Annotated in this window: 19 protein-coding genes; 6 read left to right on the top strand and 13 right to left on the bottom strand. The window is 60.0% G+C overall.

The window, feature by feature from the left end; translation table 11 throughout:
* Positions 1-19 precede the first annotated feature (19 nt).
* The gene (locus tag ACZ9BB_RS24970; RefSeq protein WP_476212610.1) at positions 20-967 is read right to left on the bottom strand and encodes an IS110 family transposase; all 948 of its coding nucleotides are present in this window, start codon (positions 965-967) and stop codon (positions 20-22) included.
* A gap of 622 nt (positions 968-1,589) precedes the next feature.
* Between ACZ9BB_RS24970 and ACZ9BB_RS24965 the strand changes: the two genes are divergently transcribed.
* On the top strand, positions 1,590-2,111 hold the full coding sequence (locus tag ACZ9BB_RS24965; protein ID WP_476217135.1) for a BRO-N domain-containing protein: 522 nt from the start codon (positions 1,590-1,592) through the stop codon (positions 2,109-2,111).
* 11 nt (positions 2,112-2,122) lie between these two features.
* Here ACZ9BB_RS24965 and ACZ9BB_RS24960 read toward each other — a convergent pair whose 3' ends face one another.
* The gene (locus ACZ9BB_RS24960; protein WP_476217133.1) at positions 2,123-2,386 is read right to left on the bottom strand and encodes a HigA family addiction module antitoxin; all 264 of its coding nucleotides are present in this window, start codon (positions 2,384-2,386) and stop codon (positions 2,123-2,125) included.
* A 447-nt stretch (positions 2,387-2,833) separates the two neighbouring features.
* Here ACZ9BB_RS24960 and ACZ9BB_RS24955 point away from each other — a divergent pair, with 447 nt between their 5' ends.
* Complete coding sequence (locus ACZ9BB_RS24955) at positions 2,834-4,327, top strand: YifB family Mg chelatase-like AAA ATPase (RefSeq protein WP_063342153.1); 1,494 nt, start codon at positions 2,834-2,836, stop codon at positions 4,325-4,327.
* A gap of 112 nt (positions 4,328-4,439) precedes the next feature.
* Here the strand turns inward: ACZ9BB_RS24955 and glyA are convergent, their stop codons facing one another.
* Genes glyA through ACZ9BB_RS24940 form a run of 3 tightly spaced genes read right to left on the bottom strand, consistent with a single transcriptional unit; the run spans position 4,440 to position 7,836 of the window.
* Positions 4,440-5,705: a serine hydroxymethyltransferase gene (glyA, locus tag ACZ9BB_RS24950; protein WP_476217131.1), complete on the bottom strand. Its 1,266-nt coding sequence runs from the start codon at positions 5,703-5,705 to the stop codon at positions 4,440-4,442.
* Between the two features lie 35 nt (positions 5,706-5,740).
* Entirely contained in the window at positions 5,741-6,586 is an 846-nt protein-coding gene (locus ACZ9BB_RS24945) for a YggS family pyridoxal phosphate-dependent enzyme (RefSeq protein WP_476217129.1), read from the bottom strand.
* Complete coding sequence (locus tag ACZ9BB_RS24940) at positions 6,586-7,836, bottom strand: benzoate/H(+) symporter BenE family transporter (RefSeq protein ID WP_476217127.1); 1,251 nt, start codon at positions 7,834-7,836, stop codon at positions 6,586-6,588. Before ACZ9BB_RS24940 ends, ACZ9BB_RS24945 begins: the two co-directional genes overlap by 1 nt.
* Positions 7,837-7,990: 154 nt before the next feature.
* On the opposite strand from ACZ9BB_RS24940, the gene pdxR reads away from it, so the two are divergent.
* On the top strand, positions 7,991-9,490 hold the full coding sequence (gene pdxR / locus ACZ9BB_RS24935) for a MocR-like pyridoxine biosynthesis transcription factor PdxR (RefSeq protein WP_476217126.1): 1,500 nt from the start codon (positions 7,991-7,993) through the stop codon (positions 9,488-9,490).
* Between the two features lie 42 nt (positions 9,491-9,532).
* Here the strand turns inward: pdxR and ACZ9BB_RS24930 are convergent, their stop codons facing one another.
* From ACZ9BB_RS24930 to ACZ9BB_RS24920, 3 genes are all read right to left on the bottom strand, one after another.
* Complete coding sequence (locus ACZ9BB_RS24930) at positions 9,533-10,747, bottom strand: aldose 1-epimerase family protein (protein WP_063342148.1); 1,215 nt, start codon at positions 10,745-10,747, stop codon at positions 9,533-9,535.
* A gap of 112 nt (positions 10,748-10,859) precedes the next feature.
* Positions 10,860-12,836, bottom strand: coding sequence for a methyl-accepting chemotaxis protein (locus tag ACZ9BB_RS24925; protein ID WP_476217124.1), 1,977 nt, complete (start codon positions 12,834-12,836; stop codon positions 10,860-10,862).
* A 184-nt stretch (positions 12,837-13,020) separates the two neighbouring features.
* On the bottom strand, positions 13,021-13,941 hold the full coding sequence (locus tag ACZ9BB_RS24920) for a LysR substrate-binding domain-containing protein (RefSeq protein WP_476217122.1): 921 nt from the start codon (positions 13,939-13,941) through the stop codon (positions 13,021-13,023).
* Positions 13,942-14,098: 157 nt separating this feature from the next.
* Here ACZ9BB_RS24920 and ACZ9BB_RS24915 point away from each other — a divergent pair, with 157 nt between their 5' ends.
* Positions 14,099-15,496: a NorM family multidrug efflux MATE transporter gene (locus ACZ9BB_RS24915; RefSeq protein ID WP_476217120.1), complete on the top strand. Its 1,398-nt coding sequence runs from the start codon at positions 14,099-14,101 to the stop codon at positions 15,494-15,496.
* 140 nt (positions 15,497-15,636) lie between these two features.
* Here ACZ9BB_RS24915 and ACZ9BB_RS24910 read toward each other — a convergent pair whose 3' ends face one another.
* Positions 15,637-17,310, bottom strand: a complete 1,674-nt coding sequence (locus ACZ9BB_RS24910) for a putative bifunctional diguanylate cyclase/phosphodiesterase (protein WP_476217118.1) — start codon at positions 17,308-17,310, stop codon at positions 15,637-15,639.
* 262 nt (positions 17,311-17,572) lie between these two features.
* On the opposite strand from ACZ9BB_RS24910, the gene rep reads away from it, so the two are divergent.
* Together rep and ACZ9BB_RS24900 are read left to right on the top strand one after the other, a co-directional pair.
* A complete protein-coding gene (gene rep, locus ACZ9BB_RS24905; protein WP_476217116.1) occupies positions 17,573-19,582 on the top strand; it encodes a DNA helicase Rep in 2,010 nt (669 codons plus the stop codon).
* A 74-nt stretch (positions 19,583-19,656) separates the two neighbouring features.
* On the top strand, positions 19,657-20,229 hold the full coding sequence (locus ACZ9BB_RS24900; protein WP_476217114.1) for a xanthine phosphoribosyltransferase: 573 nt from the start codon (positions 19,657-19,659) through the stop codon (positions 20,227-20,229).
* A 127-nt stretch (positions 20,230-20,356) separates the two neighbouring features.
* On the opposite strand, the gene ACZ9BB_RS24895 is transcribed toward ACZ9BB_RS24900, so the two are convergent.
* The 4 genes from ACZ9BB_RS24895 to alr form a co-directional block, all read right to left on the bottom strand.
* Positions 20,357-22,279: an acetyl-CoA hydrolase/transferase C-terminal domain-containing protein gene (locus ACZ9BB_RS24895; RefSeq protein WP_476217112.1), complete on the bottom strand. Its 1,923-nt coding sequence runs from the start codon at positions 22,277-22,279 to the stop codon at positions 20,357-20,359.
* Positions 22,280-22,412: 133 nt separating this feature from the next.
* Entirely contained in the window at positions 22,413-22,826 is a 414-nt protein-coding gene (locus tag ACZ9BB_RS24890; RefSeq protein WP_476217110.1) for a c-type cytochrome, read from the bottom strand.
* A gap of 182 nt (positions 22,827-23,008) precedes the next feature.
* A complete protein-coding gene (locus ACZ9BB_RS24885) occupies positions 23,009-23,557 on the bottom strand; it encodes a cupin domain-containing protein (protein ID WP_008073360.1) in 549 nt (182 codons plus the stop codon).
* Between the two features lie 128 nt (positions 23,558-23,685).
* On the bottom strand, positions 23,686-24,759 hold the full coding sequence (alr, locus tag ACZ9BB_RS24880; RefSeq protein ID WP_476217107.1) for an alanine racemase: 1,074 nt from the start codon (positions 24,757-24,759) through the stop codon (positions 23,686-23,688).
* Positions 24,760-24,879: the final 120 nt, after the last annotated feature.

The following is a 24,879-nucleotide window of genomic DNA, read 5'->3' as shown; positions in this document are numbered from 1 at the left end:
TATGGTTGAGGGGAAGCCCTCAACTGACTTTCGGTTGGTATTCGTCCTGCCCCTTTAGCAGAGCGAATACCACCCGAGCGAGCTTTCGAGCCAGCATCACCAATGCTTGAGTCGTGCTGAAACCCCGAGCTCTTTGTTCTTGATAAAAATCTTTCCAGGCCTCGGTGCGACTCGCCGACATTGCCGCATTGTGCAGCAGCCGCCGAGCTTCCGGGTCACCGCGCTTGGTCAAACTGCGGCGGCCATCTTTTTGCCCCGATTTTGATACCCGCAAATCCATTCCCAGAAAGGCGATAAAAGCATCCGCGTTTCTGAAGTCACCCCTCTGAAACGCCGTGATCAAACGCGCGCCTGTCAAAAAACCAATGCCTTCCACTTTCAGGCAGCGTTTTAACTGGCCCAGCAAACCGGCTTCTTTGAGCTGATCGTTGATCGTCTTCTCGATCAGCATCTCAAGCTGTTGCATGGACTTCACTTGTTCGGCAAAAGCGGTCTTGAGCAGCGGCTCATTGGCCCAGCTTTGCACCAGGCCGACCCTTGCCTGGACCAACGCCGCCCGGCGGCGGAAAAGACCCAGAAGCTGGCGGTATAGCGGGGATGGCGGGGTCCATGGGTGAAGCTCTTCATGTTCATTTTTCAGATACCGAGCAAGCAGCTTGGCATCCAGTGCATCAGTTTTGGCGCGGACCTTCACACCTTCGCGGTAATGCTTGAGTTCATAGCCGCCCACCATGTAAATCACGCATCCGGCCTCGTAGGCCAGATCGGCGAACTCCAAGTGGTAGATATTGGTGGCTTCGACGGCAATGGCCACCGTGCTCGGCAAGGCCTTCAACCACTTCTTGATGGCTGTTTTGTTGTTGGGAATCTCTTCAAGCAGGCTCAGTTCGGCGTGATAAATCACCAACTCATTCTTGGCGACATCCACGCCCACGATCGGCTTTGAAGCAGAAACCGGCATTGCCATAGGATTTCCTCCGGGATATGGTTTTAAGCACTTGAAGGGCTCACCCAGGGGCGCAGGCTTGTTCCTATCGTCGGTCTAGGCCAGATGCATTCTTTATCGGCGCTTGGGTGAAAGGAGGAGGGGCGAACTCTCCCACGGTCTGTACTGCGTCAACAGTCAGAATCGAGCCTTGTCCCTTCTCCTCCCTTCAAGTCCTACCATACAAGCGAGCCTGCTCGCGATAGAGTCACTACGGTGTTCCAGCAGCCCCTTGCTGGAACGACCACCCCTGTAGGAGCTGCCGAAGGCTGCGATCTTTTGATCTTTAAGCCCTCAATAACCCCGGCAACGTCCTACAAGAAAACCACCGCCGTCCGATTGCGTCGCAAAGCCCCGGTTTCTAAGCTCACTCAATGCTGAATGTTCAGCACTGGGTTTGGCGACCTGGATAACATCCGACGCACTGCGACCACGTTCGAACCGGGGAATTATCCCATCTCGAATTATGGCGGCTGTGCGTGGGAGACCTTCGGGTCTGCCGGTTTCCGGATGCACCGGTTCGCCAACCCACGTATAGCTGCCACCCTTTTCGTTTGGCGACGATCAGAGGCAGTTTCCTTCATACGAATCCGGGAGCTGCACCATGGACGAAAACTATCTAATCCCCCACATCTTCACCCGCCACAAACTTCACCTCCACGCCCTACTCCTGGAAAACCAACCCTGGTTCAGCGCCCGCGACCTGGGCCGGTTGCTCCGTCTCTTCCTCGACGAACGAGCGCTACGCAAACTCGATCCCGACCAACACCAAACCGTACCAATGCTCATCCACGGAGCCATCGAAAACACTCTCCTGATCAGCGAATCCGGCGTCTACGCGTTACTGATTTACCACTACTGCCCCGAATACCGAGGCCTGCGCGAATGGCTAACCCACGACGTAGTGCCAGCTCTCAGAGACGCCCAACAACCCACCTCAACCGAACGCCCGATTCTGAGCCTGCTGAATTGGCCGCAGATGTCATTGAGTTTGCTGCACTGGAATAACCAGCCGTGGATTCGGTTGCAGGATGTTCCGCAGCTGCTGCCGAATGAGGAACGACCGCGAAGTCCGGTCAATGCACCGTGGTGGAAGCGTGCTTCGCGGGTGCTGCAGTCTTTTTAATTACCCGAAGCTCACCCACGCTCGATTTCGGCTCTGCGCTGATCGTAGGTCGATTGCAGGTTTAGCCAGAACTCGGGCGTGGTTTTCAGGTAGCGCGAGAGCTTCTTTGCGAGCTCAGGACTGATACCACTCTCCTGCATCACAAGGGCCCTCACGTCACCCGCGCCTTCATTCAACAAGCGAGCTAGCCCAGCCGCCGTAATGCCCAGAGGCACTAGAAACTCCTTTTCAAGGATTTCGCCAGGATGAATCGGCCGCATTCCAGAATTGCTCATTTCCCTTCCTGAGGGCTCGATCAACTGTGATCATAAGCAGCCACGTCGATCCGACAAGTGCGTCCGTGAGTTTTCACCGAAGTCCTTCATTTATCCAAGACCGGTCCTACAAAAAACTAGCTGCCGCCGCTGATTACGCCTAAATACCGGCCGCGACATAACCTTTGTAGCAGCTGCCGAAGGCTGCGTTCGGCTGCGCAGCAGCCGTGAAATCAGAACACGCGGTGCATCTGGCAGACCGCACAACTTGAATTTACGACTGCTGCGCAGTCGAACGCAGGCTCCGCCAGCTGCTACGGATTGCGTTACGGCTTAACTGACTGGAATCAGCTCCCCCAGCAACATCCTGCGAAAGTTTGGTTACTCCGCCGCCACGCTAAATCATCCGCCCACGACTACCCTTCAAAAAACCGCAGGAAGCGGTCCTCGTCAGCTCAAGGAACGACCATGTCCCTCTCCATCGTCCACAGCCGCGCCCAGGTCGGCGTAGAAGCACCCGCCGTCACCGTAGAAGTGCACCTGGCCAACGGCTTGCCGTCGCTGACCATGGTCGGGCTGCCCGAGGCGGCGGTGAAGGAAAGCAAAGACCGGGTGCGCAGCGCAATCATCAATTCGGGGCTGCAGTTTCCGGCACGGCGTATCACCTTGAATCTCGCCCCGGCCGATTTACCAAAGGACGGCGGACGGTTCGATCTGGCGATTGCGCTGGGGATTCTCTCGGCCAGCGTGCAAGTGCCGACATTGACGCTGGATGATGTGGAGTGTCTTGGGGAGTTGGCACTGTCGGGCGCGGTGCGGGCGGTTCGGGGTGTGTTACCCGCGGCACTGGCAGCGCGTAAAGCCGGGCGCACGCTGGTGGTGCCGCGGGCGAATGCCGAGGAGGCGTGCCTGGCTTCGGGGTTGAAGGTGATTGCGGTGGATCATTTGCTGGAAGCGGTCGCGCATTTCAATGGCCACACGCCCATCGCCCCCTACGCTTCCAATGGTTTGCTCTACGCCAGCAAACCCTACCCCGATTTGAATGAAGTGCAGGGGCAACTCGCGGCCAAGCGCGCGTTGCTGATTGCGGCGGCTGGGGCTCATAACCTGCTGTTCAGCGGACCGCCAGGAACGGGAAAAACCCTGTTGGCGAGTCGTCTGCCGGGGCTGTTACCGCCATTGGCCGAGAGTGAGGCGCTGGAAGTCGCGGCGATTCAATCCGTCGCCAGTTGTGTGCCGCTGAGTCATTGGCCACAGCGTCCCTTCCGACAGCCACACCACTCCGCTTCAGGCCCGGCATTGGTGGGCGGTGGCTCAAAACCACAACCTGGCGAAATCACCCTCGCCCATCATGGCGTGTTGTTCCTCGATGAACTCCCGGAATTTGATCGCAAGGTATTGGAGGTATTGAGAGAGCCACTGGAATCCGGCCACATCGTGATCTCCCGCGCCAAGGACCGCGTACGCTTCCCGGCGCGCTTTCAACTGGTCGCGGCGATGAATCCTTGCCCCTGTGGATATCTTGGCGAGCCCAGTGGTAAATGCAGTTGTACACCGGACATGGTTCAGCGTTATCGCAACAAATTATCCGGGCCCTTGCTGGACCGCATCGACCTGCATTTGACCGTAGCCCGGGAAAGCACGGCGCTGAACCCGATCAAGGCCGGTGACGACACGGCCAGCGCTTCTGCCCTGGTCGCCCAGGCCCGGGAGCGTCAGCAACAGCGTCAGGGCTGCGCCAACGCCTTTCTCGACCTGCCAGGGCTACGCCAGCATTGCGCGTTATCCAAAGCAGATGAAGGCTGGCTGGAAAGCGCCTGCGAGCGACTAACCCTTTCGCTTCGTGCTGCTCACCGCCTACTGAAAGTCGCCCGCACTCTGGCGGATCTGGAACAAGTAGACGCTATCAGTCGCAGCCACGTAGCCGAAGCACTGCAATATCGGCCATCAGCACCCAGCTAGAGACGCAACAGGTTGGCATCGGATGCACCCATCCATCTCAGGCGCCTTGCCGCGCGCCTGGTTTTTCGCCCGATGATGGACATCAGCCTGGTAATAGCCCGGAGTAACAGGGTTAACGATAGACAGGATGACGGCGGCAGAGCTCCACCACCTGTTCGCGCACGTGGTGCCTGACCCTTTCGCTGTCGCCGTTTTCCAGGGCGTCCAGTACGTCGCACAACCAGCCCGCCAATTGTTCACATTCGATCACGCCGAAACCACGGGTAGTGATGGCTGGGGTACCGATGCGCAGCCCGGAAGTCACGAACGGTGAGCGCGGGTCGTTGGGCACCGAGTTCTTGTTAGCGGTGATGTAGGCATTGCTCAGGGCCGCATCGGCTTCCTTGCCGGTATAGGGCCTGTCGGACAGGTCGATTAGCATCATGTGATTATCGGTGCCACCGGAGACGATCTTGTAACCCCGCTCTTGCAGCACGGCCGCCATGGCCCGGGCGTTGATCACCACTTGGGTCTGATAGGTTTTGAACTCGGGCCTCAGTGCTTCCTTGAAAGCGACGGCTTTGGCGGCGATCTGGTGCATCAATGGGCCGCCCTGAACACCCGGGAATACCGCAGAATCGAGTTTTTTGTAGAATGCTTCATCTTGTCCCTTGGACAAAATCAAGCCACCCCGTGGGCCCCGCAGGGTCTTGTGCGTGGTGCTGGTGACCACATGGGCGTGCGGCAATGGGTCCGGGTATTCTCCTGCGGCGACCAACCCTGCGACGTGGGCCATGTCGACCCAGAAAATGGCTCCGACCTTGTCGGCAATCGCCCGCATGCGCGCCCAGTCTTTGTACCGGGAGTAGGCGGAAAAACCACCGATCAGCATCTTCGGCCGGGTTTCCAGGGCGATACGTTCCATCTCGTCGTAGTCGAGAAAGCCCGTCTCCGGGTCAAGGCCATAAGGAACGATCTTGTAATGACGACCCGAGAAGTTTGAAGGGTTGCCGTGGGTCAGGTGGCCACCTTGGGCCAGGTTCATGCCCATCACCGTATCGCCGGGATTGATCAATGCCAGGAATACCGCGGCGTTCGCCTGTGCACCCGCATGCGGCTGCACGTTGGCGTAGTCGCAGTTGAACAGGGCCTTGACCCGCTCGATGGCCAGGCGCTCGGCCACATCGACATATTCGCAGCCGCTGTAGTAGCGCTTGCCTGGATAGCCTTCGGCATATTTATTGGTGAGCACGGTGCTCTGGATTTTCATCACCAGAGGGCTGGCGTAATTTTCGGAAGCGATCAGTTCGACGTGGTCTTCCTGACGATGTTCTTCGTTATGAATCGCCTCACACAGCTCGGCGTCGAATGCTTTAAGGGTCAGCGTTGAGTCGTACATATGAAGGGGTCCTTGGTTGGGAAAGTTAAGCTGATTTACAACGGTGCAGAGGGCATCGGATGGCTTCCTGTGTGCTCATCACTTTCCGAACGGGCATCCGCGGTCGGCCAGTAGTAGGCATCCGGCATGGCACGTGCGCCGAAGATGGCCTGACCGACACGCACCACGGTCGCCCCTTCTTCAATGGCGATTTCGAAGTCACCAGACATGCCCATGGACAGTTCCTCCAGCCCGACGCCCGCCGGGGCGTGCTGGCGCAAGCGCTCGCGCAGCCGTACAAAGCAAGGGCGGACACGGACCACGTCGGCCGAAAACAGCGCTAGCGTCATCAAACCACGCACCCGTAACGCCGAGAACGCCGGCAGGGCGTACAAAAAGTCCGCGACGGCTTCGGGCGCCAAGCCGTATTTGCTGGCTTCGCCGGAGGTATTGACCTGAACGAACACATCCAGTTGGCGCCCCTCGATGTGCAGGCGACGATCCAGAGCCTCGGCCACTCGCAGGCTGTCCAGCGCCTGAAACTCACTGGCAAAACGCGCCACCTGCTTGGCCTTGTTGGTTTGCAGGTGGCCGATAACCGACCATCGCAGATCGGCCAGATCGGCCATGACCTGCGATTTTCGCTGCGCTTCCTGCACTTTGTTCTCACCCAGTAGCCGGCAGCCGGCGGCGTAGGCCAGACGCAGATGAGCTTCGTCAAAGGTTTTGCTGACCGGCAGCAGGCGCACACTCGCCGGATCACGTCCGACCCGCTGACAGGCATTGGCGATTCGCTGCTGCACGGCTGCCAGGTTGCGGCGAAAGTCCTCAACGCTGGTGGCCTGTGGGTAACGGCCATGACGCTCGTGAAGGGTGACGGTTTCTTCCAATAGATCGAGCATCAGTGGGTGGCTCCTTTGGTCGTCACAACAGCGTCGGCAGCCGGAATGACTACCGCCTCGCGACGCGGCAAGCGCCCATTGAGTAAGGCGTAGGCCGCCAGACCGATCAGCAATCCCCAAAACGCCCCACCGATCCCCAGCAAGGTGATGTTTGCGGCGCACGCCAGAAAGGTGATCAGCGAGGCTTCACGGGTTTTGACGTCAGCCATGGCACTGGCCAGGCTGGCGCCGATAGTGCCGAGCAGGGCCAGCCCGGCCAGCGTCGTAATGAAGGTGGGCGGGAACGCCATGAACACTGCGGCGAGGGTCACCCCGAAAACCCCTACGAGGATGTAGAACAATCCCGCGGCAACCCCGGCGACCCAGCGCTTGGACGGATCCTCCGAGGCTTCCTTGCCGGTGCAGATGGCTGCAGTGATCGCCGCGACGTTGAAGGCGTGGGAACCGAAGGGTGCCATCAGCAGCGAGCCCAGCCCTGTGACAGTCAGGATAGGGTTAGCGCTGGTACTGAAACCATCGTTGCGCAGTACCAGCATGCCCGGCATGTACTGGCCGGTGAGGGTGATCAGGAACAGCGGCAGCGCCACGCTGAGCAGCGCATTGATCGAAAACTCGGGCTGGGTGAATACCGGTGCCGCGAATTGCAGCGCCAGCCCCGACAGTTCTACACGGCCCTGCGTCAGAAGAAACGCCAACCCCAGCACCAGAATGCCCACCACCGCGTAGCGCGCGGTAAAGCGCTTGAGCAAAACGTAAGCGGCAATCAGCAACCCGACCAACACCGGGTCAAGACTCATGCCACCAAATGCGCCGATACCGAACTGCAGCAAGATACCGGCCAGCAGCCCCGCAGCCACACCCGGCGGAATCAGTCGGATGACTTTTTCGAAGCAGCCGGACAAACCCAGCAGCACGAAGGCGGCGGCTGAAATGATGTACGCACCTACTGCCTCGGCGTAGGGCGTAGTAGACAGCGCGACGACCAAAAAGGCCGCGGCGGGTGTCGACCAGGCAGTGATGATCGGCTCACGGCTCACCCAACTGAGAAACAGCCCGGTAATACCCACGCCAATTGACACCGACCATACCCACGACGCCGTCATTTCGGGGCTGAGCCCGGCGACTTTGGCGGCCTGAAAAACCAGGATGAACGTGCCGCCATAGTTGACGATGACCGAAATCAGCCCGGCGACGATCGGATGCAGAAGATCGCGTAAACGCAGGGGCGATGGGGAGGCTGAAGAAGACACGATTGCTTTGCTCCTTGCAAAACGAGGTGTTGGCCCCGGGTGAGGGGATTTATAGCGCTGAAATGACCGAGCGCAGAGGCAGTGGCGAGGGGCGGATTCTACGGATAGGATGGCCTGCTACTACAGGCCAATTTATTCAATTAGGGCAGACCGCATGGCTAGAGCGTTCGAACTGGAAACGCTCAAAATGCGCCTCAGCGATGTCGAGTTTCAGCGGTTGGATCTGCACCAGCGGATTCAACGCGCATTGCGTGCATTGATCCTCGAAGGCGCCCTTGACCCAGGCTTGAAGCTGCCTGCGACTCGGGTCTTGGCCAAGTCACTGGGGATTGCCCGCGATACCGTTGAGAACGCCTATGTGCAACTGCACCGCGACGGGTTTATCGTGCGGCGCGAGGGGGCTGGCAGTTATGTCTGTGAAACGCTGGGTACCGACTTGCGCGGCGCAGCGCGCCGACGCATCAAGGCGCAAGAGGTCAAAGGCAACCAGGCGGCACCGGGGGCGGGGTTGAGCCAGCGCGGGCGGATGATCTTCGACAGTGGCGGCGTGACCGATCAGCAGGTGATCAAAGCGTTTGCGACCGGCCTGCCGGAAACCCGCACTTTCCCCACCGATGTCTGGGAGCGCCTGCAACGCCAGGTGATGAAGGACTATCGCGCCACCGTGCTGTTGCACGGCGACCCGCAAGGTGCCGAGCCGCTGCGCAAGGCCATCGCCACTTACTTGAACCTCGAGCGCGGGGCCAAATGCTCCGCCGACCAGATCCTGGTGCTGAGCAGCACTCGCCAAGCCCTCTTTCTGTGTGCGCAGTTGTTGGTGGATGCCGGCAAACCGATCCTGCTGGAAAACCCGGGTTATTTTGGTGCCAGGAAAGCCTTTGAAACCGCCGAGACCAAGGTTCTGCCCATCGATGTCGATGAACTGGGCATACGCACCGACCTGCTGTACGCCGATCGCAGCGGCGCCAATTGCGTCTATGTCACGCCTTCTCATCAATACCCCACCGGCGCGACCTTGCCGCTGGAACGCCGGCTCGAGCTGATCAACTGGGCCGCAGAGAAGGGCAAGTGGATCCTCGAAGATGACTACGACAGCGAGTTTCATTACGACGGGCAACCGACCGCCTGCGTGCAGGGCCTCGACAAGTACCAGCGTACCCTCTACCTCGGCACCTTCAGCAAGACCCTCTACCCCGGGCTGCGAATGGGCTACATGGTCTTGCCCCACGAGTTGATCAAAGCCTTCACCTACGCGCGCAGCATGATGGACGGCCATACGCCCCAAATCCTGCAACTGACCCTTGCACGCTTTATGGAAGACGGCCATTACAACGCCCATGTCCGGGCCATGCGCAAGCTCTATGCCGGGCGCCAATCCATCATGCTCGACGCCATTGGCAAGCACTTGGACGGCATCGTTACCGCCTTGCGCCCCCAGGGCGGGCTGCAAATTCCCTGCCTGCTGCATGATGGCTGGTCGGAGGAAAAAACCATCCGCCAAGCAGCCAGCGCGGGCGTGCAGCTTTCCGGTCTCAGCCGGTTGTACGCCGGCGATCAGAAGAAACAAGGTTGGCTATTGGGTTACTCGTCCTTGACCGCTTATGAAATCGAAGCCGCCATGCTGCGCCTGGCCAATGCGCTGAAAACCAGGTAGAGCAGCGTCAAGCGGCTAGTGGCCCAAGGCATGGAGTCAGCATCACCCCTTGGTCAGATCAACCAACGGCGTCTGCCGCACCTCAGTCTCCCGCCCACCCTGAATCTCGCTCACCCGCTTCAACGCCTTATCCACAGCCACCTTATCCGCCAACAAGCTGTAGCTGATCCCGAACTGTTTCTGTTCCTTCGGCCCAATCGTCGGCACCAGGTTCAGTGGCCGTTGATACCGGCGGTTGTAGGAAAAACTCGTCCCTGGCTCCAGCCCCGTGACATAGCCCTGCCCTTGGGTATCGGTGTTTTTCCACAGGGAGAACACGGGCAGTGTCTGAGTATTGAAGCCGACCGAGACACCCAGGCTGCCGGCCTTGTTATGCAGCACGGTCAACGTATCGCCCTTGGCATCGGCATACGGCACCACGTTGTAAACCGTTTCGTCGTAGTCCTTGGTCGGTGCACGGTAGGTTTGCCAGTCCGGCAGATCGCCTTTGGCTTTGTCGTTGAATGGCGAAACTTGCTTCACCGGCGCGGCGAAGCGGGCGCCCTGCTCCAGGAATGGGGTGCTGAAGTTGCTGTGATACAGCGCCTGGTATTCCTTCGGATAGTCGCCATTGTTGGTCAGGGTGTCGTTGAGGGCGAACGCTACGCTGCCGGGTTCGGTGACCAGTTCGGTTGCGACGGAGAAGTCGACTTTCTTGAACGCCTGTTCTTTCAGCTCGCCGCGCAGGGTGATGGCGTACGGCGGCTTTTCATCGATGTGCAGGGTGACTTTATTGGCGGGGATATTGGCGGCGCGACCGTGCAGGGTCAGCAGTTCGCCGTTGTCGATGCCGGGGTGGCCGACCCATTCGTAGCCGCAGCGGGTGACCAGTTCGTTGAAACCTTCCAGCCAGCCCAGGCCACCACGCCCGTTGAGTTCGATGAAAGATGGATTGACCACTTCCTTGACCGGCGAATCCCAGCCCATACGCACATTGCCGACCGAGGCCTGCAGGACGTTCATGCCACGAGTCGGTACCACCGAGAGTTTCATTGTGCCGTTATCGATGTCGACGATGCTGACCCCCTCCTGCCGCCCACCGTGCAAAGTGCGCAGGGTCACGGAGAAGGGTTTGTCGGTTTTTACACCGAGTTGCTGGCTGGTGATCTGCCAGTTCTGGGCGGCTTTGTCGGTGTCGAGCAGGACGTAGTCCCAAGCCATGGCTTGGGAAGCAGCGGACAGTGCGCTGAGAGCAACGAAGAGTTTGAGCGGGGTCATGGCAGCAGCCTTTCTTGGAGTTGTGCCAATTTTATAGACTTGAAGAAACGTTTCAGCAAGCATAAAAATCGAGACACTGGTGCTAAATGCCAATGCCGATTTCAGAAGCGACTCAGCGAAACCGATCAACCTCATGCCGTAAGTCCGCCGCGAGCTTCTCCAGCTCTTTGGCAGTCACTGCCAGGTTGGACACCACTTCGCGCTGTTCACTGTTCGCCAGGGCGATGCTTTGCAGGTTGCTGCTGAGCAAGGTCGCGGTGCTGCTTTGTTCCTGGGTCGCGGTGGTGATGGCGGCGAATTGCTGACCGGCGGAGCGGCTTTGTTCATCGATCCGCGCCAGGGCCGAAGCGACGTTGGCGTTGCGCGACAGGCCTTCCTGCATCAGCACGTTGCCCTGCTCCATGGTGCTGATGGCGTTACCGGTTTCCTGCTGAATGCTTTGAATCATCCCGGAAATTTCATCAGTGGCCTGGCGAGTACGTGAGGCCAGGTTGCGCACCTCATCGGCCACCACCGCAAACCCGCGGCCCTGCTCACCGGCGCGGGCGGCTTCGATGGCGGCGTTGAGCGCCAGCAGATTGGTTTGCTCGGCGATCGCGGTAATCACCCCGACAATGCCGCCGATTTCCTGGGAGCGCTGCCCCAAGGTATTGATCACCGTCGCGGTGCTGTTCAGAGCACCGGCGATTTGCTCCAGGGATGAGGACGCTTCGTCCATCGACGTACGACCGATCTGGGTTTGCTGTGCGTTTTCCTGCGCCAGTCGCTGGGTGTTGCCCATGTTGTCGGCGATGTTCAACGAGGTGGCGCTGAATTCTTCTACGGCGCCGGCCATGCTGGTGATTTCGCCGGACTGCTGTTCCATCCCTTCATAGGCGCCACCGGACAAACCGGATAACGCCTGGGCACGGCTGTTGACCTCTCCCGACGCTCGGCGGATGTGCTCGACCATGGTCGACAGGGCTTGGCTCATCTGGTTGAAGGCGCGGGCCAACTGACCGATTTCGTCGTTGCTCGACACGTTCAGGCGCACACTCAAATCACCGGCGCCCAAGGCTTCGGCCTGACGCACCAGATCACTCAGCGGCGCCAGTTTGCTGCGCAGCAACCAAACCGCCGAACCCACTGCCAGCAACATCGCCAGCAGACTGCCGATGGCCAGTCGTATACCGACACTCCAGGTCACCGCACGGATTTCAGTTTTCGGCATACTCGCCACCACCGACCACGGCCCACCTTCGAACGGCACGGCAACGCTGTAGAAATCTTGCGACGTGTCGCTCCAGAAATCGCCCTTGCCCGGCGTCTTGGCCAGGCCGGCGATGGTCGGAACCGCCTGATCCAGCGCTTGCACACCGGCGATCGGCACCAGCCATTTGTTCTGCTCGTCAAGCAGTGCCAGGGAGCCGGTCTGGCCGATGCGGAAGCGTTTCAGGTTGTCAAACTGGGCGTTCTGCGCGTCGGTGTAATCGAAGCCTACGAACAACGCGGCAATCACCTTACCGCCGCTGTCGCGTACGGGGGTGTACTGAGTCATGTAGGACCGTTCGAAGAGCAAGGCGCGACCGACGTAGCTCTGCCCCGCCATCAAGCGCGCATAAGCCGGGTGAGCGTGATCGAGAAGCGTGCCGATGGCCCGGTTGCCATCCTGTTTGCTCAGGGACGTGCTGACTCGAATGAAGTCTTCGCCACTGCGCACGAACAGCGTCGCGACGCCGGCGGTCATTTGCTTGAACTCGTCCACTTCCTTGAAGTTGTTGTTCAACACTTCGCTGCCCAGGTGCAGGCCTGGGGTCTGCACGCCTGCCACAGCCACCGGCTCATCCGGGTGCACGCTCAAACCGGCGCTGAAGCGCTTCTCGAACAGGCCGCTGAGACGCTGGGTACTTTCACGCAACGTGCCGTGGAAAGTGCTCAACTGATCGGCCAACAGTCGCGCCTCGCTGGCCAGGTGCTCTTCGCGGGTGGCGAGGTTGGCGGCGTCCAGCGAGCGCAGGGCAAACACGGTGCTGCCGCTGATGACGATCGCCAGTATCACGGCAAGCGCAAGACCCAGCTGTGAGGCAATCCGAGCACGAGGTTGAGACATGACAGCTCCTGACCCAGTGGCCAGATCATTCTGATCTCATCGCACACTCGGCAAAATTTCTGATTAGTGGGGACAACCTGGACCTGCACTAAGGTTCCATATGCAGATTTTCGGCGGCAAAGCGCAATACTTGAGTGATCAGCGCGGATATGGCTCAAGGCCACATTGTGGCGACTTCATCGATTCAGCCCAGACGTTCGACATCCGGTAATTCCATGGCCCGGACTTCGCTTTGCAGGAAATCGCTGAGCCGGCGTAAACGCTCGCCTCCAGGGCGGGTTTTCGGCCAGACCAGGTAATAATTCTCACCGCTGGCAACGGCCGTCGGCCACGGCAAACTCAGACGTCCCTGTGCGACATCCTCCGCCACCATCAGCAAATCGCCCATGGATACGCCATAACCTCGGGCGGCAGCAATCATGCCCAGCTCCAGCGTGTCGAACACCTGCCCACCCTTGAGCGAGACTTGATCGGTCAGGCCCATGCGCTCCAGCCAATTGCGCCAGTCACGGCGGTCCGGCGTCGGGTGCAGCAGTTCGGTACTGGCCAGGCGCGCAACATCCCACGGCTGATCCTTCAGCAGATTCGGCGCACCCACCGGAATCAACTCTTCGGGGAACAGCAACGTCGTCTCCCAGTCCGGTGGAAAATGCCCGTTGCTGAGGATGACGGCGCAGTCGAAGGGTTCGTGGTTGAAGTCCACCGTATCGATGTCCATCCAGGCACTGGTCAATTGCACCTCGTTGCCCGGTCGCAGGTGCCGAAAACGACTGAGCCGTGCCAACAGCCAGCGCATGGTCAGAGTCGACGGGGCTTTCATGCGCAGGATGTCGTCTTCGGCGCGCAAGGTGTTGCAGGCCCGCTCAAGGGCGGTGAAGCCCTCGCGAATGCCCGGCAGGATCAGCCGCGCCGATTCGGTCAGTTGCAGGTTGCGCCCGCTGCGGTGAAACAGCCGACAGGCGAAATGCTCTTCGAGCGTACGAATGTGCCTACTGACCGCACTTTGCGTGATCGACAGTTCTTCGGCGGCGCGGGTAAACGAGCTATGCCGCGCCGCCGCTTCGAATGCTCGAAGGGCATACAAGGGAGGAAGACGACGGGACATCGGGAAAGCTCCTATAGCGCGGTTGCCTCAACTTATCAGAAACTTGCGAGCATGAGTTTTAATCATGCCACCCATCCTTTTTATCCCTTTGTGCAATCCCCGCAGAGCGCCGAGAATCGACGTTTCCTGTTCTCTCTGACAATCGAGCGTGATGATCATGCAGCATCCAGCGCGTATTGAACTCTGGGCCATCCTGCGGCTGGCGGGGCCGTTGATTGCCTCGCAGTTGGCGCACATGTTGATGGTCCTCACCGACACGTTGATGATGGCGCGCCTGAGCCCCGAGGCGTTGGCCGGCGGCGGCCTGGGCGCGGCGACGTATTCGTTCGTGTCGATTTTCTGCATCGGCGTGATCGCCGCCGTCGGCACCCTGGTGGCGATCCGTCAGGGCGCCGGCGACATCATTGGCGCGGCGCGGCTGACCCAGGCCGGGCTGTGGCTCGCCTGGTTGATGGCGCTGGTGGCGGGTTTGCTGCTGTGGAACCTCAAACCGGTGTTGCTGCTGTTCGGCCAGACCGAAACCAACGTCCAGGCTGCCGGCCAGTTTCTGTTGATCCTGCCGTTCGCCCTGCCCGGCTATCTGAGCTTCATGGCGCTGCGCGGTTTCACCAGCGCCATCGGCCGGGCGACACCGGTGATGGTCATCAGCCTCGGCGGCACCGTGGCCAACTTCCTGCTCAACTATGCGTTGATCACCGGCATGTTCGGCCTGCCGAAAATGGGCCTGGTGGGTATCGGTCTGGTCACGGCGATTGTTGCCAACCTCATGGCACTGGCGCTCGCGCTGCACATTCGCCGACATCCGGCCTATGACGCTTATCCATTGCGCCAAGGCCTGTCGCGGCCTGACCGTCAGTACTTGAAGGAGTTGTGGCGCCTGGGCCTGCCGATTGGCGGTACCTATGCGGTGGAGGTCGGCCTGTTTGCCTTCGCCGCGCTGTGCATGGGCACCATGGGCAGTACGCAACTGGCGGCGCACCAGATCGCCCTGCAAATCGTCTCGGTGGCGTTCATGGTGCCGGCGGGGCTTTCCTATGCGATCACCATGCGCATCGGCCAGCATTACGGCGCCGGGCAATTGCTCGATGCACGGCTGGCCGGACGGGTCGGGATCGCCTTCGGCGCCGCCTCGATGCTGGGGTTTGCGATGGTCTTCTGGCTGCTGCCCAATCAGTTGATCGGCTTATTCCTGGACTACAACGACCCGGCCTTTCGCCCGGTCATCGAACTGGCCGTGAGCCTGTTGGCGGTGGCGGCGTGGTTCGAGCTGTTCGATGGCACGCAAACCATTGCCATGGGCTGCATTCGCGGACTCAAGGATGCCAAGACCACATTCCTGGTGGGTTTGGGTTGCTATTGGCTGATCGGTGCGCCGGCCGCGTGGTGGATGGCCTTCCATTTGAACTGGGGGCCAACGGGGGTCTGGTGGGGTTTGGCGCTGGGGCTGGCGTGTGCGGCGGTGAGCCTGACACTGGCGTTTGAGTGGAAGATGAAGCGGATGATCAGACACGAGCCGGCGTCAGAGCAGAATTTCCAGGTCGCGCAGCCAGATTGAGATCCCTGTAGGAGCGAGGCTGCGTGGCGAGGGAGCTTGCTCCCGCTGGGTCGCGAAGCGGGCCCAAAAGCTTTGCGACTGCTTCGCAGCCGAGCGGGAGCAAGCTCCCTCGCCACAAAAGCACCCACATTTGTTTGCGGTTAGCTCACGACTTCCAGTGCGGGCTGCTGACTGCTGCCGAACGTCAGGTACTCCACCAATTCCGCCAACGGCAACGGCTTGCTGATCAGATACCCCTGCACCTGATCGCACCCGAACCCGCGCAATAAATCCAGCTGCTCCGGCGTTTCCACGCCTTCGGCAACCACTTCGAGGTTGAGGTTGTGCGCCAGGTTGATCATGGCGTGTACCAGTTTGCGATTCTCTTCCCGTTCTTCCATGCCGCCGACAAAACTCTTGTCGACCTTCAGCAAGGCTATCGGCAGGCTGTTGAGGTGCACGAACGAAGAGAATCCGGTGCCGAAGTCGTCCAGCGAGAAGCGCACGCCGAGGCGCCCGAGGGCATCCATGGTCTGCTTGACCAGATCGCTGCGACGCATCACCGCGGTTTCGGTCAGTTCGAACTCCAGCCATTGCGCCTCGACGCCTCGCTCGGCAATCAACCGGCTCAGGGTCAACAGCAATTGGCTGTCCTGAAACTGTCGGAACGACAGGTTGATCGCCATGTGCAGCGCTGGCAGACCCCGTTCGCGCAATGCTTGCATGTCCCGCAGGGCCCGGGAAATCACCCAGTAACCCAGCGGCACGATCAAGCCGCTTTGTTCGGCCAGCGGCACGAATTCGCTGGGAGGCAGCAAGCCGCGTTCGCCGTGACGCCAGCGCACCAAGGCTTCGAGGCCAACGATCTGGCCGTCCTCAAGGTTCAGGCGTGGCTGGTAATGCAACTCCAGCTCATCGCGGCGCAAGGCCCGGCGCAGCTCGCTTTCAAGGTCGGCGATGCTGCGGGCATTGCGATTGATCCGTTCGTTGAAGATGTGAAAGGTGCAGCCCTGAGTACTCTTGGCCTGCTGCATGGCGATGTGCGCATGCCACATCAACGGGTCGGCACCGGCCTGCGCTCGCGCGTGGGCAATGCCGAGGCTGGAGCCGATCAACAGGCTTTCGCCGTCGATCCAATAGGGTTCGGACAGGGCTTCGGTAATACGCTCGGCCATCCACTCGGCACGCTGAGGGGCGCGACGGGTGTCGATCAGCAGGGCGAACTCATCGCTGCCCAGCCGCGCCAGTTGATCGCAGGCCTCCAGCTGGCTTTTGAGCCGCGAGACCACTTGCAGGATCAACCGGTCGCCGGCCTGGTGGCCGAGGGCATCGTTGGCGTGTCGGAAGTTGTCGAGGTCAAGGTGACCGAGGGCCAGGCCTCGACCTTCGTTGTCGGCCAGACGCGCCGCCAGCAAGGTCTGGAAACCCTGCCGGTTGGCGATACCGGTCAACGGGTCCTGTTCGGCCAGGCGCTGCAACGTGTTTTCCAGCACGCCGCGCTCACGCACATGACGCAGGCAGCGGCGCAGCATGCCGGGGTCCAGCAGATTGCGCACCAGCCAGTCGCTCACACCATCGGGCGGTGCCAGCGGCTCGTGTTCGAGCAGCAACACCGTCGGCAGGTTGCAACGGCCAGGTGCCGGCTGCAGAGCAGGAATCGTCAACAACACCGCGCTGCGGTTGTCATCGAACAGGTTGCTGACCGACTCCCAGCTCGGCGCGCTGAGCAGCATCGCCGAACTCCCCATCGGAGCCAGACACTCGCGCAACAACGCTGCCCACGCTGGCTCTTCGGCCAGCAGCAGCAAACGCAAGGGTTCGACAGGCGTAGACAAGCTAGCTCCTAGACTCTGCAAAGATGTAGGCGGCGGGCATTATGCCGCGCGGGTAACCAATGACCAAATGACATAGGTTATCAAACACGGCGCTTGTGTCTTGAATACGAACATTAGACGCAAATTCATTGCGCATCCTGCGTGAAAGTATCAAAACCGGCAAATAGAGATAGCGTGTTGCGTCACAAGTCGGAGAGAGCAGCACAATTCGCTGAGCCTGTTAAAATGCCGGCCCATTTCGCTAACGACTCCCTGATTTCGTATGTCCCGACTCAATCCCCGGCAGCAAGAAGCCGTGAGCTACGTCGGCGGCCCTCTTTTGGTGCTCGCCGGCGCAGGTTCCGGCAAGACCAGCGTGATCACCCGCAAAATTGCGCATCTGATCCAGAGCTGTGGCATCCGCGCCCAGTACATCGTCGCCATGACCTTTACCAACAAGGCCGCGCGCGAGATGAAAGAACGGGTTGGCACACTGCTCAAGGGCGGCGAGGGCCGTGGCCTGACGGTCTGTACCTTCCACAACCTGGGCCTGAACATCATCCGCAAGGAACACGTGCGGCTGGGCTACAAACCGGGCTTCTCGATCTTCGACGAGACCGACGTCAAAGCCCTGATGACCGACATCATGCAGAAGGAATACTCGGGCGACGACGGCGTCGACGAGATCAAGAACATGATCGGCGCCTGGAAAAACGACCTGATCCTGCCGCCCGAAGCCCTGGAAAACGCACGCAACCCCAAGGAACAGACCGCCGCCATCGTCTACACCCACTACCAGCGCACGCTCAAAGCGTTCAACGCAGTGGACTTCGACGACCTGATCCTGCTGCCGGTAAAACTGTTCCAGGAACACGACGACATCCTGGAAAAGTGGCAGAACAAGGTCCGCTACCTGCTGGTGGACGAATACCAGGACACCAACGCCAGCCAGTATTTGCTGGTGAAACTGCTGATCGGCAAACGCAACCAGTTCACCGTGGTGGGCGACGACGACCAGTCGATCTACGCCTGGCGCGGCGCCCGCCCGGAAAACCTGATGCTGCTCAAGGACGATTATCCGTCCCTGAAAGTGGTGATGCTGGAGCAGAACTACCGATCCACCAGCCGCATCCTGCGCTGCGCCAACGTGCTGATCTCCAACAACCCGCACGAATTCGAAAAGCAGCTGTGGAGTGAAATGGGCCACGGCGACGAAATCCGCGTGATCCGTTGCCGCAACGAAGACGCTGAAGCCGAACGCGTGGCCGTGGAAATCCTCAGCCTGCACCTGCGCACCGACCGGCCGTACAGCGATTTCGCGATCCTGTATCGCGGCAACTACCAGGCCAAGCTGATCGAACTGAAACTGCAGCATCACCAGGTGCCTTACCGACTTTCCGGCGGCAACAGCTTTTTCGGACGTCAGGAAGTGAAAGACCTGATGGCCTACTTCCGGCTGATCGTGAACCCGGACGACGACAACGCCTTCCTGCGGGTGATCAACGTCCCGCGCCGGGAGATCGGTTCGACCACCCTGGAGAAGCTGGGCAACTACGCCACCGAGCGCAAGATCTCGATGTACGCCGCCACCGACGAAATCGGCCTGGGCGAGCACCTGGACAACCGCTTCACCGATCGCCTGTCGCGCTTCAAGCGGTTCATGGACAAAGTGCGCGAGCAGTGTGCCGGCGAAGACCCGATCTCCGCCCTGCGCAGCATGGTCATGGACATCGATTACGAGAACTGGCTGCGCACCAACAGCTCCAGCGACAAGGCCGCCGATTACCGCATGGGTAACGTCTGGTTCCTGATCGAGGCGCTGAAGAACACCCTGGAGAAAGACGAAGAAGGCGAGATGACCGTCGAAGACGCCATCGGCAAACTCGTGCTGCGCGACATGCTGGAGCGTCAGCAGGAAGAGGAAGACGGTGCCGAAGGCGTGCAGATGATGACCTTGCACGCGTCCAAAGGTCTGGAATTTCCCTACGTGTTCATCATGGGCATGGAAGAGGAAATCCTTCCGCACCGCTCCAGTATCGAAGCCGACACTATCGAAGAAGAACGCCGCCTGGCCTACGTCGGAATTACCCGGGCGCGCCAGACCCTGGCCTTCACCTTCGCCGCCAAGCGCAAGCAATACGGCGAAATCATCGACTGCGCACCGAGTCGCTTCCTCGATGAATTGCCACCGGACGACCTGGCCTGGGAAGGCAACGACGACACCCCGAGCGAAGTCAAAGCCGTCCGCGGCAACAGCGCATTGGCGGATATACGCGCGATGTTAAAGCGCTAGAATCGAATACTTTTTAACCCGAACACTTTTTAACCCGGGCTCAGGCGCACAAGGCATCAGTAGAGGAAAGCTTCATGGACGCACTGCACAAGAAAATTCGCGAAGAAGGCATCGTACTTTCCGATCAGGTCCTGAAAGTCGACGCCTTTCTGAACCACCAGATCGACCCGGCCCTGATGAAGCTGATCGGCGACGAATTCGCCATGCTGTTCAAGGATTCGGGCATCACCAAGATCGTCACCATCGAAGCCTCGGGTATAGCGCCTGCGATCATGACCGGCCTGAACCTTGGCGTACCGGTGATTTTCGCACGCAAGCATCAGTCCCTGACACTGACTGAAAACCTGCTGTCGGCGACCGTTTACTCGTTCACCAAGCAGACCGAAAGCACCGTGGCGATCTCGCCGCGCCACCTGACCAGCAGCGACCGCGTGCTGATCATTGATGACTTCTTGGCCAACGGTAAGGCATCGCAAGCGCTGATCTCGATCATCAAACAAGCCGGCGCGACCGTGGCCGGTTTGGGTATCGTGATCGAGAAGTCGTTTCAGGGCGGCCGTGCGGAACTGGATGCCCAGGGTTATCGGGTGGAATCGTTGGCGCGGGTGCAGTCGCTGGCCGGCGGTGTTGTGACCTTCATCGACTAAACCAGCTGCATCACCGAACCTGTGGGAGCGGGCTTGCCCGCGATGGCGGTGGAACAGCCAACATCAATGTTGAATGTTATGACCTCATCGCGAGCAAGCCCGCTCCCACAGTTTTTTGTGGCGGCTGTTAATGCGCGGTGGCCTTCAGGCCGGTCAGCAACAACCGCTGAAACAAATCCTCTTTCAATCCCTCGGGATTCGTCAGCTGCATCCGCTCCAAATGCTCGGGAAACTCCGAAGGTTCTGGCGCATCCAGCGCCGCCTTGCCCAATTCCAGAATCTCCGTGAGTTTGAACTTGCTCTTCAACCAGTTCAGTGCCCGTAACAGATCCCGTTCTTGCGCGGTGAAATCACACCCCAATGGATATTCCGGAAACAGATTCGCATGCCGTGCCTGAATGGCCTGTAGACGCTGTGGGCTGTTGTCGGCGAAACGCGGATCGAGGCGAAAATGCTTCGGCAGTTTGCCAACGTTCTGCGCCTGCTCGATCAGCCCCGGCTGGAAGCGTGAGTCGCTGATGTTCAGCAATGCTTCGATCACTGCCGCGTCGGTCTTGCCCCGCAGGTCGGCGATGCCGTACTCGGTGACGACGATGTCCCGCAAATGCCGCGGGATCGTGCAGTGGCCGTACTCCCAGACGATGTTCGAACTGACTTCACCGCCCGACTCGCGCCAACTGCGCAGCAGCAGGATCGAACGCGCGCCTTCCAGCGCATGGCCCTGGACGACGAAGTTGTACTGCCCGCCCACACCGCTGAGTACCCGCCCGTCTTCGAGTTGATCGGCCACGCCGGCACCGAGCAGGGTCATGGTGAAAACGGTGTTGATGAACCGCGCGTCCAGGCGCTGCAAACGTTTGAGTTCTTCCTGACCGTAGAGCTCGTTGATGTAGCTGATACGGGTCATGTTGAATTCGAGCCGCTTGCTCTGCGGCAACTCGCGCAAGCGCTCGTAGAAACTGCGCGGTCCGAGGAAAAACCCGCCATGCACCGAGATGCCGTCGGTTTGCGCAGCTTCGTTCAGCGTCCCGGCATTCGCCTGTTGCTGGGTCGGTACATCGGGGTAGACCTTGCGCCGTACGATGCCGGCGTCGGCCAACACCAGCAAGCCGTTGACGAACATTTCGCTGCAGCCGTACAGGCCCTTGGCGAACGGTTCGATGCCCCCTTCGCGCTCAATCAACCGCGCCCATTGGCTGAGATTCAGATCCGCCAGCAATGCCTTGTAACCGTCATTGTCGGCCTGCCGCGCCAGCAACGCCGCGGTCACGGCGTCGCCCATGGCGCCGATGCCGATCTGCAAGGTGCCGCCATCGCGCACCAGCGTGCTGGCGTGCAGCCCGATGAAATGATCCTGGGGGCCCACCGGCATGTTCGGCGTGGAGAACAGCGTGGTGCTGTCCTTCGCGTCGATCAACAGGTCGAAGGTGTCGATGCCGATTTCCGCATCGCCGGGCATGTACGGCAAATCGTTGTGCACCTGGCCCACCATCAGGATCGTCTCCCCCGCCGCCCGGCGCTTGGCGATCATCGGCAACAGATCGAGGGTGATGTCCGGGTTGCAGCTCAGGCTCAGGCGATCGGGATGCTCGCTGTGGCTGGCGACCAATTGCGCGATCAGGTTCAAACCAGCGGCATTGATGTCCCGTGCGGCATGGCTGTAATTGCTGCTGACGTAATCCTGCTGGGCCGATGCGCTATTAAGCAGGCTGCCCGGCTGCATGAAAAACTGATGAACGTGAATGTTGGCCGGCAGACTGTCGCGATGCAGGTCGGCGAGGAAATCCAGTTCCGGATAATCGCCGAACACTCGCTCAATGAAAGGTTCGAGGAAGCGCTTTTGCAAGCCATCGCCTAATGGCGGACGCCCGAGACACAGGGCGGTATAGACCGTCAGCTGCCGCTCGGGCAGTTGCGCGATGCGTTGATACAGCGCATTGACGAAATGGTTGGGTTTGCCCAGCCCCAGCGGCAGGCCCATGTGGATATGCATCGGCAACCGTGCCAGGACGTCATCGACTGCCTGCTCGATAGAACACAACTGCACCATCTGATCCTCCCGCCCGTTCCATGCATTGGGGTTGGACCGAGCTTGCCGGGGATTTGCAGCAAAGCATAGCCTCAGGGAAAAATCGCAGGCACAAAAAAGCCGCTCGAAAGCGGCTTTTCGTTGAAGACCGGGCTTACTTCAGGCCGGACATCTTTTGAATGGCGCCCTTGAGATCGGCATCAGAGCAGTCGGCGCAGGTGCCTTTTGGCGGCATCGAGTTGAGGCCGGAGATCGCTTTGGCGAGCAGGCCGTCAACACCACCTTCTTTCTTGGCTCGCTCGCCCCAAGCGGCGGCATCACCGATTTTCGGTGCGCCCAACACACCGGCGGTGTGACAAGCACCGCAATGTTTTGCAATCACTGAGTCAGGGGTTTTGGCATCACCGCCACCAGCAGACGCGGCGACTTCCATCCCCTTGCACTCTTTGCCCTGCACACAAACCTGGCCGACGGGTTCAAGACGTTTAGCAATATCGTCGTTGGTCGCAGCTTGTGCGCTGACTGCCCAAAGGGCCAATACGGTTGCTGGTGCGGCCAGCATTTTCATAATTAGGTTCACGCGTACACCCTCAATGGTGGCTAGTCACGCCCACGGCCACGGTTCGCAGGCGGGCGCAAGTATAGCGGTAAGCCCGCCGCACTGAAACAACCCCAAAGTCGAAGGGGTCTTATCACCGGGCGGGAATACAGCATGGGCATCTGTGCAATCCGGGCACGACGCCGTGTCTCTTAGAAATTCGCTGGAGTGGCTGCGCTGATTAGTCGCGCCGGGGCATCGAACGGATTACGGAAACGGTGCGGCTTGGTACTTTCAAAGTAGTAGCTGTCGCCGGCTTCGAGCACAAATGTTTCGAGCCCGACTACCAGTTCCAGCCGACCTTCCACCAGGATTCCGGTTTCTTCGCCCTCATGGGTGAGCATCTCCTCACCGGTGTCGGCGCCTGGCGGGTAGATTTCATTGAGGAACGCGATAGCCCGGCTCGGATGAGCCCGGCCGACCAGTTTCATGGTCACTGCCCCATCGGAAATATCGATCAGCTCGTGGGCCTTGTAGACGATCTGAGTCGGTATTTCCTGCAGGATTTCTTCGGAAAAGAACTCGACCATGGACATGGGAATCCCGCCCAGTACCTTCCTCAGCGAACTGATCGAGGGGCTGACGCTGTTCTTCTCGATCATCGAAATGGTGCTGTTGGTGACACCCGCGCGTTTGGCGAGCTCACGCTGGGAAAGACCTTTGAGCTTACGGATCGATTGCAGTCGTTCACCGACGTCCAATGCTGGAGCCTCCAGGGATTCAGGTTGCAGGAATATTGAGCGTTATCATGGCGACAGCGTTCAGTATTTACAACACTTGGGCCTGAATCCTGTTTGGCGAAGCGACTTTCGGTCAGGAACGCTATGGGTCAGGCCCCGGAATAGAGCAGCGGTACCCGACGCAGGTTGCAGAAGATCTGGTAAGGAATCGTGTCGGCAGCCGCCGCGACGTCACTGGCGAGGATATTTTTGCCCCACAACTCGACGGGCGAACCGAGACCGGCTTGCGGCACATCGGTCAGATCGACGCAGAGCATGTCCATCGACACCCGGCCCAGCAACTGGCTACGCTGCCCGGCCACCAACACCGGCGTGCCGCTCGGTGCCTGGCGCGGATAACCGTCGGCATACCCCATCGCCACCACGCCAACACGCATCGGCTTGGAGGTGATGAATTTCGCACCGTAACCAATCGGCTCGCCGGCTGGCAGTTCACGCACGCAGATCACTTTCGATTCGAGGGTCATTACCGGTTGCAGGCGGGACGCCACGGCATTGGCCTCTTCGAACGGTGTCGCGCCATAGAGCATGATGCCTGGGCGTACCCAATCGCTCGGAATCTGAGGCCAACCGAGTACTGCCGGCGAATTACGCAGGCTGATTTCGGCCGACAACCCCTGACGCGCCGCCTCGAACACCGCAACCTGCTCGGCGCTGGCCTGGCAGTGCAGCTCATCGGCGCGAGCAAAGTGACTCATCAGCACGATCTTCGCCACTTTTCCGCTGGCCAAAAGCCGTTGGTAGGCCGCCTGGTAATCCGCCGGGTGCAGCCCAACCCGATGCATGCCCGAGTCGAGCTTGAGCCAGACCGTGATCGGTTTGCTCAGTGCGGCCTTCTCGATGGCTTCCAGTTGCCACAGCGAATGCACCACACACCAGAAGTCATGCTCGACGATCAGCGACAGCTCATCGGCTTCAAAAAAACCTTCCAGCAGCAACACCGGCGCCCGGATACCGGCGGCGCGCAGCTCCAGGGCTTCTTCGATGCAGGCCACGGCAAACCCGTCCGCCTCGGCTTCCAGCGCCTGGGCGCAGCGCACCGCGCCATGGCCATAGGCATCGGCCTTGATCACCGCAAGGGCCTTGGCCCCCGTGACTTCACGGGCGATCCGGTAGTTGTGGCGCAGGGCTTGAAGGTCGATCAGGGCACGGGCTGGACGCATGGCGGCAGACTTCTAGTCGGTCATTGGAAAAAAAACCGGCGCTGGCTGACAGCGTGAACCGCCAACAGCGCCGGGAGAGGGATCTTTCTGGATACTTACTTCAATGCAGTTACGTCAGAG

The sequence above is a fragment of the Pseudomonas sp. TE3552 genome (genome assembly GCF_056278945.1).
Note: the sequence above shows the minus strand (reverse complement) of the source record. Positions and strands in the feature narration are given on the sequence as shown.

Excerpts from the sequence above, each read along its gene's own strand:
- ACZ9BB_RS24970 (WP_476212610.1), bottom strand. The coding sequence starts at position 967 with ATGGCAATGCCGGTTTCTGCTTCAAAGCCGATCGTGGGCGTGGATGTC.
- ACZ9BB_RS24960 (WP_476217133.1), bottom strand. The coding sequence starts at position 2,386 with ATGAGCAATTCTGGAATGCGGCCGATTCATCCTGGCGAAATCCTTGAA.
- pdxR (WP_476217126.1), top strand. The coding sequence starts at position 7,991 with ATGGCTAGAGCGTTCGAACTGGAAACGCTCAAAATGCGCCTCAGCGAT.
- ACZ9BB_RS24890 (WP_476217110.1), bottom strand. The coding sequence starts at position 22,826 with ATGAAAATGCTGGCCGCACCAGCAACCGTATTGGCCCTTTGGGCAGTC.
- ACZ9BB_RS24915 (WP_476217120.1), top strand. The coding sequence starts at position 14,099 with ATGCAGCATCCAGCGCGTATTGAACTCTGGGCCATCCTGCGGCTGGCG.
- ACZ9BB_RS24965 (WP_476217135.1), top strand. The coding sequence starts at position 1,590 with ATGGACGAAAACTATCTAATCCCCCACATCTTCACCCGCCACAAACTT.
- ACZ9BB_RS24945 (WP_476217129.1), bottom strand. The coding sequence starts at position 6,586 with ATGCTCGATCTATTGGAAGAAACCGTCACCCTTCACGAGCGTCATGGC.
- ACZ9BB_RS24895 (WP_476217112.1), bottom strand. The coding sequence starts at position 22,279 with ATGGTGCAGTTGTGTTCTATCGAGCAGGCAGTCGATGACGTCCTGGCA.
- ACZ9BB_RS24930 (WP_063342148.1), bottom strand. The coding sequence starts at position 10,747 with ATGACCCCGCTCAAACTCTTCGTTGCTCTCAGCGCACTGTCCGCTGCT.
- ACZ9BB_RS24900 (WP_476217114.1), top strand. The coding sequence starts at position 19,657 with ATGGACGCACTGCACAAGAAAATTCGCGAAGAAGGCATCGTACTTTCC.
- ACZ9BB_RS24955 (WP_063342153.1), top strand. The coding sequence starts at position 2,834 with ATGTCCCTCTCCATCGTCCACAGCCGCGCCCAGGTCGGCGTAGAAGCA.
- alr (WP_476217107.1), bottom strand. The coding sequence starts at position 24,759 with ATGCGTCCAGCCCGTGCCCTGATCGACCTTCAAGCCCTGCGCCACAAC.
- glyA (WP_476217131.1), bottom strand. The coding sequence starts at position 5,705 with ATGTACGACTCAACGCTGACCCTTAAAGCATTCGACGCCGAGCTGTGT.
- ACZ9BB_RS24920 (WP_476217122.1), bottom strand. The coding sequence starts at position 13,941 with ATGTCCCGTCGTCTTCCTCCCTTGTATGCCCTTCGAGCATTCGAAGCG.
- rep (WP_476217116.1), top strand. The coding sequence starts at position 17,573 with ATGTCCCGACTCAATCCCCGGCAGCAAGAAGCCGTGAGCTACGTCGGC.
- ACZ9BB_RS24925 (WP_476217124.1), bottom strand. The coding sequence starts at position 12,836 with ATGTCTCAACCTCGTGCTCGGATTGCCTCACAGCTGGGTCTTGCGCTT.